Below are 16,650 nucleotides of genomic sequence, written 5' to 3' on the forward strand. Positions count from 1 at the left end.
CTGATACAGGATAATATTACCCTTCAAGTAAAGTAACAGCCAATCAATCATCCGGTCATTAGTGTGGCCATCTAATAATAAAATTCAATAAATGCACCACGTGAATTTGAAAAATAGCTTACTAATAGTCCTCCTATGGGCTTGTTGCCTCACCGCTACTGCACAGAAAAAAATACGGATAGCATGTGTAGGCAACAGCATCACCTACGGGTTAGGTATTGCTAACCGGGCAAAAAATAGTTATCCGGCGCAGCTACAACATATGTTGGGCGAGGGATACGCGGTGGAGAATTTTGGTTCCAGCGGCGCTACTTTGTTGAAAAATGGCACCAGTCCTTATTGGAAAAGAAAGGAATACAAAGCTGCGCTTGAAAGCAACCCCGATATGGTGTTTATTATGTTGGGAACGAATGATAGCAAGGTGGCTAACCGACCTTTCTACCAGGAATTCGAAAGCGACTACAAAGAGTTGATACGCTCGTTTCAGGATTTGCCTACAAAACCGCGTGTCGTTATCCTGTCTACTGTGCCAGGCTTCTCCGCGGATTCGAACTTTATCTATGATCCCATTATCACCAGCCGTATCATTCCGATGATTGACAAGGTGGCCTTTGAAACTGGTTTAGAAATCATTGACTGCTATCATTTATTTGCGGGAAGAGTAGATATGTTTCCCGACAAAATTCATCCGGACGCGATTGGCGCGACTATTATTGCCAAACGATTATATGAAGTCGTGCAGAGCAAACCTGCTAAGCTGGAGATCTTCACAAAAATAAAAGAAGCTAAAAAGATCAGTTCTTTTTATGGCTTCCGCTGTGCTGATTTTACGCTCAATGGAAGAGAATGCAAAGTAGTAGCACCCAAAGTAAGCGCCGCCGGCAATCCCTGGGTATGGCGCGCCAGATTTTGGGGACATCAGCCACAGGCCGACATTTCATTGCTGGAAAGAGGCTTTCATATTGCTTATTGTGATGTGGCGGAATTGTTTGGCAACAAAGCAGCCATTGACGCATGGGATCAGTTTTATGCGCTGATGCAGCAATGCGGGTTGTCTAAAAAAGTGGCACTGGAAGGCATGAGCCGGGGCGGTGTATATGTATATAACTGGGCATTGGCGAATCCCGGAAAAGTAGCCTGCATTTATGCAGATGCACCGGTGCTCGATCTTAAAAGCTGGCCTGGTGGCAAAGGTAAAAGTGCGGGAAATAAGGAAACATGGGAAATCTTCAAGAAGGACTATGCACTGAATGAAGAGCAGGCCGCGAATTTTAAAGGAAGTCCTTTAGACAATGCGGAGAAAATTGCGAAGCTCGGCTTTCCTATGTTGCATGTGGTAGGTGACGCCGATGTAGTAGTACCGATTGCTGAAAATACCACGCCCTTTGAAGAAAGGGTAAAAGCGGCCGGCGGAAATATTACCGTGATTCACAAACCGGGCGTAGATCATCATCCGCATAGCCTGGAGATCCCTGCACCTATTACTGATTTTATATTAAGGGCTGCCGGACATAAAGTAAATTTTGCCGCCATCGCAGCGCCGGGCTCTGAATTCCGTTCAGGTGCCGGCTGGACTGAAGGAAAAGACTGGTGGGCACAGCATGATGATATTGACAGCCTGCTGGAGGCAGAAAAAAATTTAGATATCGTTTTTCTGGGCAATTCCATTACACAAGGTATAGGCGGGCATAGAACCTATGTTACCTACAAACCCGGATTGGATATCTTCAACGCTACTTTTTCAAATTATAAATGGGAATGTGCCGGTATCTCGGGAGATCGTACCCAAAATGTGCTGTGGCGCCTGCAGAACGGCCATTATGCGCAGGCAAAACCTAAATTGATAGTGATAACTATTGGTGTAAATAATTTTGCGGATGATACCGCGGAAGAAATCGCGGAAGGCATTTTTGCTATCGCCGATTATGTAAAAAAGAATTTATTCTCCACGAAAATTATTTTAACAGGTCCGTTGCCAACGGGTCTGGAGCCAAATACAGACAGAAGAAAGAAGTATGACAAGATCCATCTGCTACTTGCCAAACATAAAGGGGGGCATTATGTTTACCTGCCTTTAACGGGTACTTTCGTTCAACCCGATGGTAGCTTAAGCAAGGAGGACTATTCAACGGATGGCATTCATCTGCTGGCTGGAGGCTATAAAAAATGGGCCCTGGCATTGCAGCCGGTGATTAATAAATTACTGAAGTAGTCAGACACCTTCCCAAAAAGGATCTCCGTACATTAAACAAACAATCATCATGTATCAACGTTTGCACAGACTAACTATTGCAGCAAAACTGCTGGTATCCATCGCCTTACTGCAAATACCCAATAAGACGTTTGCCCAGCAAAAAGATTTAAGCTGGGAAGAACTCCGGCAATCCTATCAGTTTCCGCAATGGTATACGGAAGCACGTTTTGGTATCTGGTGTCACTGGGGTGCGCAAACGGAACCTGAGTATGGAGGTGGATGGTATGCACGACATATGTATATGCAAAATGTAGGAAGAGAAGAATGGGGAAAGGCTGCTTATCCCTACCAGGTAAAAACCTACGGTCATCCTTCACAAAAAGGATTTAAAGATGTGATACATGAATGGAAAGCGGAAAATCTCGACACGGATGCGCTCTTAAAATATTTCAAAAGTATCGGGGCCAAATATTTCGTTGCGCTGGCAAATCATCATGATCATTTCGACAACTTCGCCTCTACCTATCACCAATGGAACAGCGTAAATGTTGGACCGAAAAAAGACCTCATCGGATTGTTTGAGAAGTCCGCCAGAAAATATAACATTCCATTTGGCGTGAGTTCTCACGACGACCGCTTTCTTTCCTGGTGGTTGCCCGCTTTTGGTGCAGATACGGCCGGTCCTTACAAAGGTGTTCCTTATGATGGCCGTATGACCCAAGCAGATGGCAAAGGCAAATGGTGGGATGGCCTGGATCCGGCCGACTTATACGGTTTACCACCCGAAAAGAGAACACCCGAATACCTGGAGAGTGTTAAAAAGAACTATGTACAGCGTACGGAAGAATTGACCACGAAATACGATGTGGATATGTTGTGGTTTGATGGATATGGCTTCCCATACGGTGATTACGGTAAAGAAGTATGTACTAATTTTCTTAACAACCAGAGAAAACAGGGGAAATCAACAGCCGTCATAGCAGGCAAGTTTAGCAATGAGCCTTCTACCGTAAAAGATATTGAACGCGGTGGTGCCACCGAAATTCTGCATTACCCGTGGCAGGGTACTTTGACTTTTGGTAGCTGGTTTTACAAAAAAGACAAACCAATCAGGCATAATGCAAGAACGGTGATTGAAACACTCACCGATATCATGAGCAAAAACGGCAATCTCCTGCTGAATGTGGAACTATTGCCCGACGGCACTATTCCGCCTGATCATAAATTAATACTGGATACCATTGGTGTTTGGATAAACCGCGATAGCGCGGCTATTTATGCCAGCAAACCCTGGAAAATTTATGGCGACAACCTGGGCGGTGGACATGCACAGAAAAATCTCAGTGAAGCGGATCTGAATGAGGTGAAGAAACAAAAAACCGATGATTTCAACGAACGGACAATGGCAAGTCCTGCTTACCCTCACGATGAAGTTCGCTTTACTACGAAAGGTAAAGATCTGTACATTTTTGTATTGAATCCACAAGCAGGTCCTATTGAAATACCAAGCCTTGGCCGTAAGTCTCCTTATAACCAGCAAAAAGTGACAGCTATAACAGCCCTGGGTAGCAATAAAAAAATTGTTTTTAAACAGGATAATGACAAGCTGCAATTGGTGATACCAGACTCGCCAGCCGATGCATATGGAAAGTATACGAAAGTGTTTAAAGTACAGGGCGTGTTGTAGCTTTCACGGAATTTATAAAGTTAAGGCAAAGCTTAAAAAGCCTATTTAGCTTTATCGACGACTTCCCGGAAGAAATAAAATGATGGCATCTGCCTGAAAAATATTACCCCACTATATGGAAGCCGCAGGTTTTAATATAGTGGGGATTTCCATAGCTGCTATTGTTGTGATATCACTATTTTCTATCTTTAGGAAGATAAACATAAACACAAGGCTGTTGGAAACTACGATCACATTCAAAATGAAGCCTCCCTCAGCGGGACTATCCGATTTTGTGGAGAGTTTTTGGATGCTGGAAAATGAGGCTGCACAACAAAAGGAGATTGTTGTTTTACCTGATGGCAGGTTTGATATTATCTTTTCTTACGCTGAAGAAGAACCTTTTCACGCTATATTAAGAGGTTTAGACACCGAGCCAGGGCAGCACGCGATTCCCGCTAAACAAGTGATGTTTGCTATCAGTTTTAAATTACTGGCTATTGAATACCTGCTTGATATTAAAGCTGCCGGTGTATTAAATAATGCCAGTATCCTGCCTGATAATTTCTGGAATGTTACCAAAGAAGATCTCGGTGATTTCGACGCGTTATGCAGCAAGGTATCCGCCAGCATGCTGATGTTAGTTAAACCCGACATTGATAGTAGAAAGCAACAATTATTTGACCTGATCTATACTTCCAGCGGCGCTTTATCTGTGAAAGAGTTGTCAGAGAAAGTATTTTGGAGTAGCCGGCAAATTAACCGCTATTTTAATCAGCAGTTCGGCATCTCTTTAAAAGCATATTGCAATATTCTGCGCTTCCGGGCATCCCTGCAGCATATCAAAGAAGGCCAGCTCTTTCCTGAGCAGGATTTTGCCGACCAGACTCATTTTATTAAAGAAATTAAGAAATTCTCCGGGGTAGTGCCTAAAGAACTCTCCAAAAACGCGAACGGCCGATTTATACTATTATCTGCCTTACCTGAGTAGTAGCTTTGTATCTCAATACAAATTAACAGGTATGAACATACAGCAAAAAAAGATCGCCATCATTGGCGGCGGACCTGGCGGATTAACACTGGCGCGCCTTTTACAACTGAAAGGGGTAGCCGTAAAAGTGTACGAAAGAGATGTCGATAGAAATGTCAGAATTCAGGGTGGGGCACTTGACCTGCACACCGAATCTGGCCTGGCTGCGCTGACAAAAGCTGGTCTGATGGATGCGTTTAAATCCAAATACCGGCCGGGCGCGGAATTGGTCAGGGTAGTAGATCAGCAGGCAAAAATTTATTCAGATCAACATACAGCTGTCAGCAATGAAAATTTCGGGGACAAAAGTCATCGGCCGGAAATAGACCGGGGTCCGTTACGGGATATATTGCTCGACTCATTGCAGCCGGATACTGTTGTCTGGGACAGCCACATCCTGGGCATTGAACCGATGGGTGAGCAATGGAAAATATTGTTTCAGCATGGCGAGTCGGCCATTGCCGATATCGTGATTGGTGCAGATGGCGCCAACTCAAAGATCAGGCGTCATGTAACGGATATCAAGCCAAACTGGGTGGGTGTCACCATGCTGGAAGGTGCGATCAAAGATGCCGCGAAAACAGCCCCTGTTATTCACGAACTGTTGAAAGGTGGGAAGATATTCGGTTTCGGCAACGAAAATACCCTGATCGTCAGTTCAAAAGGAGATGGTAGTTTCGGATTTGCCGCCAGTTTTAAATCAACTGAAAACTGGGCAAAAGAAAGTGGTATTGATTTTAAAGATCATCGGCAGGTGTTAGCCTGGTTTAAAAGGGAATTTTCCGAGTGGGACCCGGTATGGTGGGAGTTGTTTGAAAGTGAAGAAACGCTTTTCATCCCACGTCCGCAGTATTGTATGCCCCTGGATCAGCAATGGACAGCCAGGCCTAATATTACCCTCATTGGCGATGCCGCGCATTGGATGCCACCCTTTGCCGGGGAAGGTGTAAATATGGCCATGTTAGATGCCCTGCAGCTAAGTGAAGCACTGACCGATGCCAGCTTCCCGGATACCAGGACCGCCATTGCTCATTATGAAAAGCAGATGTTCGCCAGGTTCGCTAAAATCGGTGCAGACACGCTGTTTAATACGAAATGGATGCACCAGCCAGGCGCATTAAAGGATATGCTAAATATGTTTGGCAAAAATAAACTGAAACAAGGGGCATTTATAGTAAAGTACCTGCTGAATGCAAGGGTGTTGCCATTTATGCGTAAAGCAATAGGACTGCGGCAGGAGGGATAGCCGGGGTGATCCACCCCAGCTATCGGTACATATCAGTGCTAATGATAGGTGATCTCAAAGAAGCTAAAAGCGGCATGGTCACTTTCGTTGCCCAGGTAATTGATGCCTGGTCTTGGACTGCGATCCCATGGCGGTAGGAAGCCGATGGGGTAAGGCTGCTGGTCAGGTGTCAGTTCATTCCAGGTAGCCCCTTGTTTCCAGTACATCTTACAGGTGAAATCCGGTGATACGGTCATTTTCAGGTATACCGGCAGCTGTTTGCCGGTGATTTGTGCCGCCTTCAGGACCGTTCTTTTTCCATCTTTCGATATCCAGCATTCCACTTTATCACCGCTCAGGGCAATGCCTACTGCGGCAGTGGCATCTCCGTAAATGATGAGCCCTTTAGCCGCGGTATTGTTATTCCACACGGCTGTACTGATATCATAGGAAGCACTGTACGGTCTTAGGGTCAGTGCTACGCCAGCGGGATTATTATCGCTGTATTTTCCGGACAGGTACAACTTACCATTTGCCTGTTTAAAAACGGGCTGCATGTTTCTAAAGTCCCATTGCCAGAATATTTTTTGTGTTGTTTTAGCGAAATCATAATGGAAAGAAGTAGCCGGCTGCCGGCTTTCTGCAGCAGGCAGATGACTGAATACCGGCCATTGTTCCGCATCCCAGGAAAGCGCCGCTATGATGGCTTCTCTCCCGGTAAAGATATTACTGGCTCTATTGTAGGCATGATAAATATAGCGGTAGTTACCTTTGGGATCCTGCACAAACGTGCCATGACCAGGACATTTCCAGTCTTTCCCGTCTGAGAGTACCGGGTTAGCCGCATCATCCAGGTAAGGGCCTGTGATGGCCAGCGCCCGGGCCACGCGTACGTTATAATTGCACGCGGCGCCACAGCAGGCGCCAGCCGAATAAAAGAGGTAATAGTATTTATCTTTTTTGATAATGCTTTGTCCTTCAATACCCATATGTTGATCATCTTTCAGGAGCGTAAAAGGATCGCCGGTGAGGGAAAGCCCGTCATCGGACAGTTTGCTGCCGAGGATTTCAATCGGTCTTTTATCCAGGCCGTAGGCTTTCCAGGTGATGTAAAGCTGGCCGTTGTCGTCGTATACAAATGCATCGATCGACTCATGCCCATGCTCGATCACTATCCCATGGTCTTTGAATCCGCGATCGGGATAGGCGGATGTGGCTACACCGATGCAGGAAACCCCATCACTTTTCCGTTTGGCGGTATAATAAACGTAGTAGGTATTATGATGAAAGAAGTACTCCGGCGCCCAAAAGGAGGAAACGGTCCAGGTGGGCGGGGTATCGAATAAAAAGCCTGTTTGTTCCCATTGTTGCCCGTTGTTGGATTTGAAGATCGGGAAGTGCGGGCCCCATTCACTGGAGGTCCCGATGGCGTAATAGCTGTTCCCCTTTCTGATAATGGAGGGATCGGCAAAGTCGCCCGGAATATTGGCGGGCGTTTGTTGTGCGATAGATAGCCCTGCCGTGCTTAAAATGTTAATGATAACTGCCGTTAAAATTTTTAATTTCATCTTTGTTATTGAGTGGCGACAAAAATAGTCTGTTAAGGGTCCTGTTATTCGTTAAAGCATCTCATTTGTTCTCGTTATAATCTCATTTTTGGGCGCATGCACTAAGTTTTTCATAAGTTTATTTATTATAAATAAATTTTATTTGAATGCCAACGTCTTAGAAAGCCCCTTAGAAGAGGGAATCCGAAGTGGATGCTGCCAGATATTTCAGGTGGTAAGTCTTGAGCAAAAGCCTTTAAAAATATCACAGGGCGCCACTTTGGTCGTGAAATAGTGTCCAATTTAGCTGTATTATAACCAACTTTGTCTGGATTGTATCCGATTATTAGCATTAAATCCCAGTCTCCCTGCACCTTCTGGCGGTTTTATACGTATATGATATATAGCATATCCTGGATATATTAGCGCGCTTTATCACTACTTATGTAATGCGACATTCCTATTCCGAAATATTACTTATCAGTCCCTTTTTTTCTAACAACTAAAACTACAGTTATGTCAATGAATGCGTACGCCTGTACACTACCAGGCCAATCTTCAATTAATGCATTTTACGAGGAAGTTCAATTGAGCACGTTAAAGTGGGCACAATGTTTTGACCTGGCCCCACAGTTTAAACCTATGGGATGGTACACCAAGGCCCAGTTTGGCCTACAAGCTGCAAGGGAATACCCCAATGCAACATTTAATGAGCTTTGTCTTGCGGGTGATTTGCTCACCTGGTTATTCACAGTGGATGATACCTGCGACAGGGGATCTGCCGGAGCGGAAGCTGCTGTTGAAATGAAATCTATGTTACATGAGTTTATCGACATTTTAGAGGACAGGCGGGAACCGTCGGATAATAAGTTGAGCTTAGGACTGGTGAATGTAATGGAGCGATTCCGCGCGATCAGTACCCCATATCTTTATCGTTTGCTTTGCCGGCATATGATTGATTATTTAAACGAGTGTTTTTTTGAAATCGACATGCAACTGAGTAAGTATGTTCCGTCTATTGAGAAGTATTTTGAAATACGGCCTTTTGGTGGGTTTTACATCATGTTCCCTTTAGTGGCTATTTTTGACAAGTTGAAGTTGCCCGACGAAGTTTATGAACATGAAGTGGTAAGAGAGGTAGAGCTTATTTTAAATTTATTAGGTTGTTTTTCGAACGATTTGCATTCGGCGGAACGTGAGAAGAACCTGGATACCATTGGGTTCAACCTTATATTTATTGCACAAAGAGAATTGAATCTGAGCTATGAAGCAGCTACTCAATATGTGGAAGATTACCATGCCGCGTACCTGCTAAGGCTTGAAGAGTGTCTTAGCAAGATTCCATTTTGGGGCAAGGGTGTCAATACCCCGCTGGACCTGTATCTGGATGGTTTGTATACCATGGTCAGAGGTTACGATGAATGGGCAGTAGTAGATACCGGTCGTTATAAGAGTGCGTGATATTGAGGTAGGTGTTTAGATAATTCAGTATACAATTCCTTAAAGTGAACAGGTTTTGAGATAAATGCGTCTGCACCTGCCGCCAGCATTTCTTCTTTCACTGAACTAAAGGCATCTCCAGATACAATTAGAATGGGGATGCCTTTTATTTCAGTATTATTTCGCAGATGTTGCAGCAATTCTTTACCGCACATTCCGGGTAAGTTTAAGTCTGAAATAATGGCATCTGGTTTCTCCAGTTTAATAGTATTGGAAGCAATTTCCCAATCCGTACACAAAATTGGACGTATGCCCATTTCTGTTAGTATTTTGGTGAGTAGGGTGGCGCTCAAAAGTTCATCTTCGATAATCACTACAGTGGAGCCGGCAAAACAATTTTTTCTAAATTGAACAGGTTCCTGTTCCGCAATTTTTCCGGAGCTTACTTCTAGTGGTATTTCGATGACAATAATGGTATGCTGTTTTGCTTCGTCTGTTTCCAGCCGGATAGCGCCAGCAAACAATTCTACCAGGTGCTTTGTAATTCCCAGCCCAAGTCCGGTTCCTTCCACGAATTGATTCCTGCCGGAAACGAATGGATCGAAAATATTGTTACTTATTTTCCGGTCAATGACACCTTTGTTTTGAATACTAAATATTATCTGTTCCTCCTTTTTCATCGCACTAAATACTACATTACTATATCCTGGCGCGAACTTTACGGCATTGGATAAAACATTATTAATAATTTTTGTGAGAATTAACTGATCGCTATTAATAATCAATGGCAGTTCGTAATCAAATGAATTTTTAATAGTAATTCCTCTGGAACCGGCAATGTAGCTATTCATGGTTACACAATGGGCAATACATTCTTTTAGATTAACCGGCTCTTTAATAATACTATAAAACTTGCCGGAATCGATACGCGACATGTCAAGTACATTGTTGATAAGGTTGCGGGCCAGGTAGCAAGACGCAAATAATTGCTCTATCTCCAGTTTTTCCGAATCACTATATTTATCTTTTCTTCTCTGGAACAATTGCGCATTACCAAATATTGCGTTCAGTGGTGTTCTTAATTCATGGAACGTTTCTCTCAAAAAAACACTTTTTCGTTCAGAGATTTCTTTTAGCTTTCTTTCCGATATCAGGAGGTATTTAATTTGTGACACGTAAGTGGACATTACAAATACGATCAACAGAAATAATGCTGTTGTTGTATATCCCCTCATTGTAACTGCGATTCCGGGATTTAAATTCAGTGGTTTAATGAGATGGTAAAAGGCATTCACTACTACACCAATCATTAATAGCACGGATACAGCCAGACAGCCATATATCAGTGTTCTCTCTGTATGCAAAAATAGTGACCCACTTAGGTGGAATATAATAAGGGAAATAAATACCATTAACATCTCCGTAGAAATACCTGCTCCCAGGACAATACTCCAGTAAGTAACAAAGATGACATTTATAACCAGCATGAACAATGTGGCCTGAAAGTACTTTCTGCCGTAATTTAATGTAATGACAGTAGAAAAGCAGATGACTTCGAAAGGGACGCCAATGAGAAAAAAGATAGAATTTTTCAGCACATAAAAGTAGGATCCAACAGCTAAAACGATAGCAATCATTAGTAGCGCCACTCCATTAACAATAACAACCGGGCGTTTATCTTCCATTTTCTCCAATCCTCTCGTGCCTGCAAATAACGGTGCAAGCAGTATTTCTTTCAGTGAATAGGCAAGTGTATAGTTGTTAGATTCCATAAACGATTATTACGAGGGTTCCAATTTTAGTAAGGCTTCCGGAAAATTAAAACAAACGTGAAAAAAAGAGACAATTAAACGATCTGGTTTTTTGGTAAAACAAAACGCATCTTTTCCAGGGTGCCATATAATCTATGCATGTTTCTATGCTTTGTCGCAGGGTAAATCTACTTCAGTCAGCTAAGCTAGATGTTAATCGTATGTTAAGATAGGTAATGTTTTTTTAACCATAAAATCAGAAAACGGATATTTATTATATTAATAAATCAATAATATGTAAGCTTTTAAACTGCTTACTTCTCTATAAAGTAATCAAAAACTATTACTACATTAACATAGAAATATACTTAGCCTATGCCGGTAATACTGGAGATAATTGGAGAAATGATGGTTCAGATTATTTTCGAAATCCCGGGTGCTTTTATCCGATGGCTACTCACAGGCGGTAAAAAGTCATTCCGGGAAGTACTATGCGATAATTCCTCACCTAATGTGTTTATTGGGGTCATCGTTGTGGTACTTTGTGTTGCCATTGCAACATGGATAGGGCGGGGGTAAATTTTTTTCCTACTTCTTATTTCCGGTACTGATAAAAAATGCCGGTATCAAAAATAGTCCAGCGGCAGGCTTTTTGTCCGCAACTTTTCAAGCCGCTATTCGCCCAGGTATTGCAGGTATGAAACAGGTTATAGCTGCCTTTGGCTTCATAGAAGGCATCATTATTATCATAATTTGCGTTGGTGACAATATGCACCAGTTGCCCGTCTGTACCCGTCTGGAAACTGTTGTTAATATAAGCAATCAACCGCGCATATTGCGCTTTATTTATCATGATCGGGCGGCAGTTTTCATTTTCCATCAAACGATGATAGTAGGTAGCATGTATGGCCGAAGTACTGAGATTAAAGGCCGCTTTAAAAGCGGTACTGGCTTTCAGATCGTTCCAGGTGGGCGTTTCCAGGTAAAAGCCTTTGTCGCCCCAGCCAAAAGCCAGCAAGGTAGCGGTAGCATCGTTGGCAACCGTATTGCGGAAAGGAACGCGTGTACTCCAGTCGATTTGTGCGGTGCGTACAGGTACCACAAGATCAGTATGTACACCGTTAGTGAGAATATAAATAGTAATATCTGCATCATTCACAACTTCCCGGTTGGTGCTCATACGGGAAAGGATATACGCCGACAACAGGTAGCCACCCATCAGCAGGAAAAAGGTTAACAAGGTATATCCCGCGATTTTCAATAATTTCTTCAAGGCTGCTACAGTTTAATCAACGACGCAAATTAGGATATTTTCTTATTTTGCGGCCAAATCAGTTTCCCTAACCCTGATTACCGACAGCACTATGTTCCCTTTCTGGAGTAACTATTATTATCTTGTTATTATTTTACAAATTGTATGTGTTATACATGCACTGAAAGCCGGCAGAAGAGAATGGCTGTATTTCATTGTGTTTATACCACTGGTGGGCGTGGTGGTGTACCTGGTCAGGGAAATATTACCGGAAATCAGCAGCGGTGATTTCGGGGAAAATCTGATGCGGACCATCTGGCCCAATGGACGGATCAAAGAATGGGAACGGAAAGTACGTATATCCGATACCGTTACCAATAAATTACAACTGGCAGATGCCTGCGCACAACAAAAACAATATGATAAAGCCATTGTATTAACACAGGAATGCGCCAATGCATTTACCAAAGATCCGGGTATCCTGTTACAACTGGCACGGCTACACTTTTTAAATGGCAATTATGCGGAGTGTATCAGTAATTTCGATAAGGTAAATGCGACCAAAGGCGTGAGAATGAGTAAGGCAGAAGATGAACTGTTGTATGCCCGTGCATTGGAATTTACGGCACAAACCAGCAGGGCGGAAGAAGCCTATCAGAAAGTAATACAGGTGCATCATTCCCTTGAAGCCATGTATTATTATGGATTGCTGCTAAAAAAACAAGGCAGAGTGGCAGAGGCAAAAGCACAGTTTGAACATACCCGCGCAGAAATAGACCTGCATCCGAGATATATCCGCCGTACTATCCGTAAATGGGTATGGCTTTCCCGGAAAGAGTTGGCAGGGATGTAGAAACAGCTTTTAGCTATTAGCTATTAGCTTTTAGAAAATGCAGCGAAGATGAATGTATGATGATCTTCGCTGCATTTTCTAAAAGCTAATAGCTAAAAGCTAAAAGCTAAAAGCTAACAGCTAACAGCTGCCTCAAAGTACATAGTAGGCTGGTGTTTTCACCGGCTCTTCCGGTGTACTATATTGCTCGTGCAACATCTGCCGGAGATCTCTTTCAATATTCCGGGCAATCGTCGTTACCGGTGTATCTGTAGGTTTGTTTTCAAACGGATCCTGCAGATTGATCGCCATTTTTTCGATCAGCAGGAATGATGAGGCAATGGCTACCACTAATGGTATTTCCATAAAGCCCAACACATCTATTAAGGCAAACGGCAATAACAGTATAAAGAAGATAACGGTGAAATGGGTGTACAAGCTGTAGGTAGCAGGAAATACGGTGTTCTTAATACGTTCACATTTACCCATGGCATCGCAAAGGCGGGAGAGTGTCTGATCCAGCGCTATTTGCTGATACTGATTAATCCAACCCTGTTCCAATGCATATTTCAGGTCTTTTCCATGTAAGAGCAACAAGGCAGCGGGTACGTTATCATACTTCATCACATAGCTAAGTTCCCGTCTTGATAATAATCTGTCTACACCTTTGAGCGGATCTGTCTTTCGAAGCGATTGTCCCAAACTATAGCACCATGCTGCCTGTCGCTTTACAAAGCGTTCCTGGAAAGCGGTCAGGTCTTCCGACTGATAAGTTGCATCCATCAAGCTTAAAACCTGTCTTGTCAGTGAACGCGAATCATTTACAATGGCCCCCCATATTGTTCTGGCTTCCCACCAGCGGTCATATGCCTGATTGGAACGGAACGCAAGGAGCAGAGAAAGTACCGTGCCCAACACCATAGGCACGGATATAGGAATCACCAGGTTGGTGAAATCATATTGGTAATAAAGGATGTTAATCGTCAGTGTATAGATGGTCACCAACAGAATTTCAAACCTGATTTTACCAAATACATATTTTAAGGGGATATTTTCTTTCAGTAGCATAAAATTGCTTTTATTCTGTGGCCAGCAGGAGTGCTGATATGGTGGATTTGTCCGATACGAACTTCCGGCGTTGCAGCTGTATCTTCATCTTTGGATAATTACATTTGCTGATCAGCTTTTCGGGATTATAACTTCTTTTGGAAGGAGAATTATATTCGTGGTCGGCTGGCTGAATGATCAGGTCTATATTCTGTGCCAGCAGGAAGTTCCGTAATGCTGCACGGGTATCGCCATGGAAAAATTCAATCTTCAGCTGGTTAATGGCCGTGGAGTATTTATTACGGATAATTTCACAACCATCCTGGAAGTCGTTCGAAATCAGTTCCAGATGCCGGCTGTTACGGGTATACGTAATCAGGTCAAATAATGAGTCGGGCATCTGCAGCGCATGCATCAATATAATGTTAACCGGCTCGTACGGATGTTGTGCTACAATGCTATGCACATAACTGAGAGAGCGAAGAGAAAAATCTGTTGGTATGAGTATATTTTTCATGTCTGGTATCTTTTATAACAACAAAATTATTGCTGTGAAATAAGTAACCAGTAAGAGCGGCGTTAAAAGGTGGTAAGAATGTGGTAAGAATTTGGTAAGAATAGCAGGCCCTACAGCGGTAATTCAACCCTGATCTCGGTTCCGTGGTTTACCTGGCTATTTACAATGATATCTCCTTTATGCATCCGGATAATATTCATGGCCAGCGGCAGGCCTATACCATAGCCCTTAAACCGGGAGGTATTGGAGGCGCGGAAAAAGGGGGAGAAGATGTATGGCAGGTCTTCCGGAGGAATGCCAATGCCCTGATCTTTGACAATGATGATGTTTTTCTTAGCGGTAGCCGCCAGCGCAATGGATACCGGCTGATTGTTGGAGTATTTAATGGCATTGATCACAATGTTACTGAGTGCCAGCTCCAGCAGTTGCTCGTTGCCGGGGATCAGCAGTTTATCTTCTTCTTCCGGAAAAAGACTATAATCTATTTCTACCTGGTTACCGGGATGGAGTTTATCGATGGTATGTTTTACTGTAAACAACAGTTCATCGCTGCGTATCTGGCTCCAGTCCTGCTTTTTGCCATCAAAACCGGTTTGTGCCAGGTGGAGCAGACTTTTGGTAATATGTTCCAGTCTGCCTGCTTCATGGAGAATATTTTCCAGCGAATAGATATATTTTTCTGATGTTCTTTCTTTGTTGAGGGCCAGCTCTGCTTCGCCTATAATGGCGGTGAGAGGGGTGCTCAGCTCATGAGAGGCATTGCTGACGAAGTTATTCTGTGTTTCGAAGGCCGTTTCCAGCCGGTCCAGCATATTATTAAAGGTGCCAGCCAGGTCGTTGATTTCATCGCCGCTGTTATCTACGTTTAGCCGTAGGTGTAAGTTGCGGGAGCTGATACTTTTCACCTGCAGCATCATATGCCGGATGGGCTTCAGGATATATTTGGAGAAGAAAATACCCGCCGCCACCAGGATAACGCTGGAGGCAACGGAGCAGATGATCAATATTTTGCGCAGCCATCCCAGGTATTCCACACTGTACTGATTAATGGCCGATACAATAACGATATATAAGCCCTGTTTGCTTTTGTACAATACGCCTTCATAGAAGCGGTCGCCTTCCCGGAAAGTAGCCTTGTTTTCGCGTTGTATCTGCTCGTAGAAGCTATGGGGCAGCGTGAGCTGTTCGTCTTTATGTACGGTGCCATCGGCGCCTACCTGCAGGAAATATTCTTTTTCTGAAGGTAATTTTTCCAGGTGTTCTTCCCGTATTTCATTATAGATAACAGAGTCGGATTCGTAATAGGGAAGGGTGGCTTTGGCAGTAAGATAGGCGCGTATTTCCAGCCGTTTATAGAAATCCTCGAAAGAGTGCTGGTTGGCAAAATAGTATACCAGTATACTCATGGTGAGGATTGTAGAAATGGTTAAACCTGCAAATACCAGTAATATCTTAGTGCGTATCTTCATCAGCTTTATTTTCCCGGATCATGTAACCCAGTCCTACCACTGTATGTATCAGTTCTGCAGGGTGGTGTTTATTAATTTTTTTCCGGAGATAGTTAATATATACATCCACTACTTTGGTGTTCATATTAAATTCGATGCCCCATACCTGTTCCAGTATTTCCAGCCTGGACAGCACTTTCCTCGGATTTTTCAGCAGGAATTCCAGCAGCCGGTATTCTGTGGCGGTAAGAGAAATGTTTTTTCCCTGTCTGCTGGCGGATTTGGTGTCCATATTCAGCTCCAGGTCTGCCAGGGAAAGTACGGCGGCTGAGGTAACGGGAACGGGTATATCGATATTGCTTTTTCTCCGGAGCAGGCTACGGATACGGGCTTCCAGCTCCTGTAGTTTAAATGGCTTTATCAGGTAGTCGTCGGCGCCGCTATCGAGTCCCATCACAATATTTTCTGTGGTACCCAGTGCGGTGAGCATGAGTATGGGCACCTCCAGCTTCGCCCCACGCAGGGATCTACATACTTCTATGCCATTGATGCCCGGGAGCATTACGTCCAGGATAATCAGTCTGAATGAAGGGTTGTTGAGTGCCATTTGCAGTCCGCTGCTACCATCCGGGGCTACGCTTACCTCATAGCCGGCTTCGGAAAGGCCACGGGTAATAACAGATACTACAGCAGGTTCATCT

General features: G+C 43.7%; 13 protein-coding genes. 6 read left to right on the forward strand and 7 right to left on the reverse strand.

Annotated elements, in window-relative coordinates; genetic code table 11:
- Positions 1–91 precede the first annotated feature (91 nt).
- The 4 genes from VIP81_RS17575 (at position 92) to VIP81_RS17590 (ending at position 6,136) form a co-directional block, all read left to right on the forward strand.
- Entirely contained in the window at positions 92–2,212 is a 2,121-nt protein-coding gene (locus VIP81_RS17575) for a GDSL-type esterase/lipase family protein (protein ID WP_331963756.1), read from the forward strand.
- Positions 2,213–2,261: 49 nt separating this feature from the next.
- Positions 2,262–3,881: an alpha-L-fucosidase gene (locus VIP81_RS17580; RefSeq protein ID WP_331963759.1), complete on the forward strand. Its 1,620-nt coding sequence runs from the start codon at positions 2,262–2,264 to the stop codon at positions 3,879–3,881.
- Positions 3,882–4,098: 217 nt separating this feature from the next.
- Positions 4,099–4,851: an AraC family transcriptional regulator gene (locus VIP81_RS17585; protein ID WP_331963762.1), complete on the forward strand. Its 753-nt coding sequence runs from the start codon at positions 4,099–4,101 to the stop codon at positions 4,849–4,851.
- Between the two features lie 31 nt (positions 4,852–4,882).
- Positions 4,883–6,136: an NAD(P)/FAD-dependent oxidoreductase gene (locus VIP81_RS17590; RefSeq protein WP_331963765.1), complete on the forward strand. Its 1,254-nt coding sequence runs from the start codon at positions 4,883–4,885 to the stop codon at positions 6,134–6,136.
- Between the two features lie 38 nt (positions 6,137–6,174).
- Here VIP81_RS17590 and VIP81_RS17595 read toward each other — a convergent pair whose 3' ends face one another.
- A complete protein-coding gene (locus tag VIP81_RS17595) occupies positions 6,175–7,683 on the reverse strand; it encodes a glycoside hydrolase family 43 protein (protein WP_331963768.1) in 1,509 nt (502 codons plus the stop codon).
- A gap of 621 nt (positions 7,684–8,304) precedes the next feature.
- Between VIP81_RS17595 and VIP81_RS17600 the strand changes: the two genes are divergently transcribed.
- Positions 8,305–9,123 carry a terpene synthase family protein gene (locus VIP81_RS17600; protein ID WP_331963771.1) on the forward strand — a complete coding sequence of 273 codons (819 nt, stop codon included), beginning with the start codon at positions 8,305–8,307 and terminating at the stop codon, positions 9,121–9,123.
- Here the strand turns inward: VIP81_RS17600 and VIP81_RS17605 are convergent.
- Both VIP81_RS17605 and VIP81_RS17610 read right to left on the reverse strand, forming a co-directional pair.
- Positions 9,108–10,874, reverse strand: coding sequence for a hybrid sensor histidine kinase/response regulator (locus tag VIP81_RS17605; protein WP_331963774.1), 1,767 nt, complete (start codon positions 10,872–10,874; stop codon positions 9,108–9,110). The genes VIP81_RS17600 and VIP81_RS17605 overlap by 16 nt on opposite strands.
- Positions 10,875–11,448: 574 nt before the next feature.
- Positions 11,449–12,126 carry a TIGR02117 family protein gene (locus VIP81_RS17610; protein WP_331963777.1) on the reverse strand — a complete coding sequence of 226 codons (678 nt, stop codon included), beginning with the start codon at positions 12,124–12,126 and terminating at the stop codon, positions 11,449–11,451.
- Positions 12,127–12,217: 91 nt separating this feature from the next.
- On the opposite strand from VIP81_RS17610, the gene VIP81_RS17615 reads away from it, so the two are divergent.
- Entirely contained in the window at positions 12,218–12,958 is a 741-nt protein-coding gene (locus tag VIP81_RS17615) for a tetratricopeptide repeat protein (RefSeq protein ID WP_331963780.1), read from the forward strand.
- 132 nt (positions 12,959–13,090) lie between these two features.
- Here the strand turns inward: VIP81_RS17615 and VIP81_RS17620 are convergent, their stop codons facing one another.
- The 4 genes from VIP81_RS17620 to VIP81_RS17635 all read right to left on the reverse strand — a co-directional run.
- A complete protein-coding gene (locus VIP81_RS17620) occupies positions 13,091–14,005 on the reverse strand; it encodes a bestrophin family protein (protein ID WP_331963783.1) in 915 nt (304 codons plus the stop codon).
- A 10-nt stretch (positions 14,006–14,015) separates the two neighbouring features.
- Positions 14,016–14,501, reverse strand: a complete 486-nt coding sequence (locus tag VIP81_RS17625; protein WP_331963786.1) for a hypothetical protein — start codon at positions 14,499–14,501, stop codon at positions 14,016–14,018.
- Positions 14,502–14,611: 110 nt separating this feature from the next.
- Positions 14,612–15,970, reverse strand: a complete 1,359-nt coding sequence (locus tag VIP81_RS17630; RefSeq protein WP_331963789.1) for a HAMP domain-containing sensor histidine kinase — start codon at positions 15,968–15,970, stop codon at positions 14,612–14,614.
- A partial coding sequence (locus tag VIP81_RS17635; RefSeq protein ID WP_331963792.1) for a response regulator transcription factor occupies positions 15,954–16,650 on the reverse strand: 697 nt, incomplete at its 5' end. The genes VIP81_RS17635 and VIP81_RS17630, both read right to left, overlap by 17 nt.

This window comes from Chitinophaga sp. (assembly GCF_036566945.1).
Taxonomy (GTDB): Bacteria; Bacteroidota; Bacteroidia; order Chitinophagales; family Chitinophagaceae; genus Chitinophaga.

Coding starts and splice junctions, on each gene's coding strand:
- VIP81_RS17595 (WP_331963768.1), bottom strand. CDS start 7,683: ATGAAATTAAAAATTTTAACGGCAGTTATCATTAACATTTTAAGCACG.
- VIP81_RS17630 (WP_331963789.1), bottom strand. CDS start 15,970: ATGAAGATACGCACTAAGATATTACTGGTATTTGCAGGTTTAACCATT.
- VIP81_RS17575 (WP_331963756.1), top strand. CDS start 92: ATGCACCACGTGAATTTGAAAAATAGCTTACTAATAGTCCTCCTATGG.
- VIP81_RS17605 (WP_331963774.1), bottom strand. CDS start 10,874: ATGGAATCTAACAACTATACACTTGCCTATTCACTGAAAGAAATACTG.
- VIP81_RS17600 (WP_331963771.1), top strand. CDS start 8,305: ATGGGATGGTACACCAAGGCCCAGTTTGGCCTACAAGCTGCAAGGGAA.
- VIP81_RS17590 (WP_331963765.1), top strand. CDS start 4,883: ATGAACATACAGCAAAAAAAGATCGCCATCATTGGCGGCGGACCTGGC.
- VIP81_RS17620 (WP_331963783.1), bottom strand. CDS start 14,005: ATGCTACTGAAAGAAAATATCCCCTTAAAATATGTATTTGGTAAAATC.
- VIP81_RS17625 (WP_331963786.1), bottom strand. CDS start 14,501: ATGAAAAATATACTCATACCAACAGATTTTTCTCTTCGCTCTCTCAGT.
- VIP81_RS17615 (WP_331963780.1), top strand. CDS start 12,218: ATGTTCCCTTTCTGGAGTAACTATTATTATCTTGTTATTATTTTACAA.
- VIP81_RS17580 (WP_331963759.1), top strand. CDS start 2,262: ATGTATCAACGTTTGCACAGACTAACTATTGCAGCAAAACTGCTGGTA.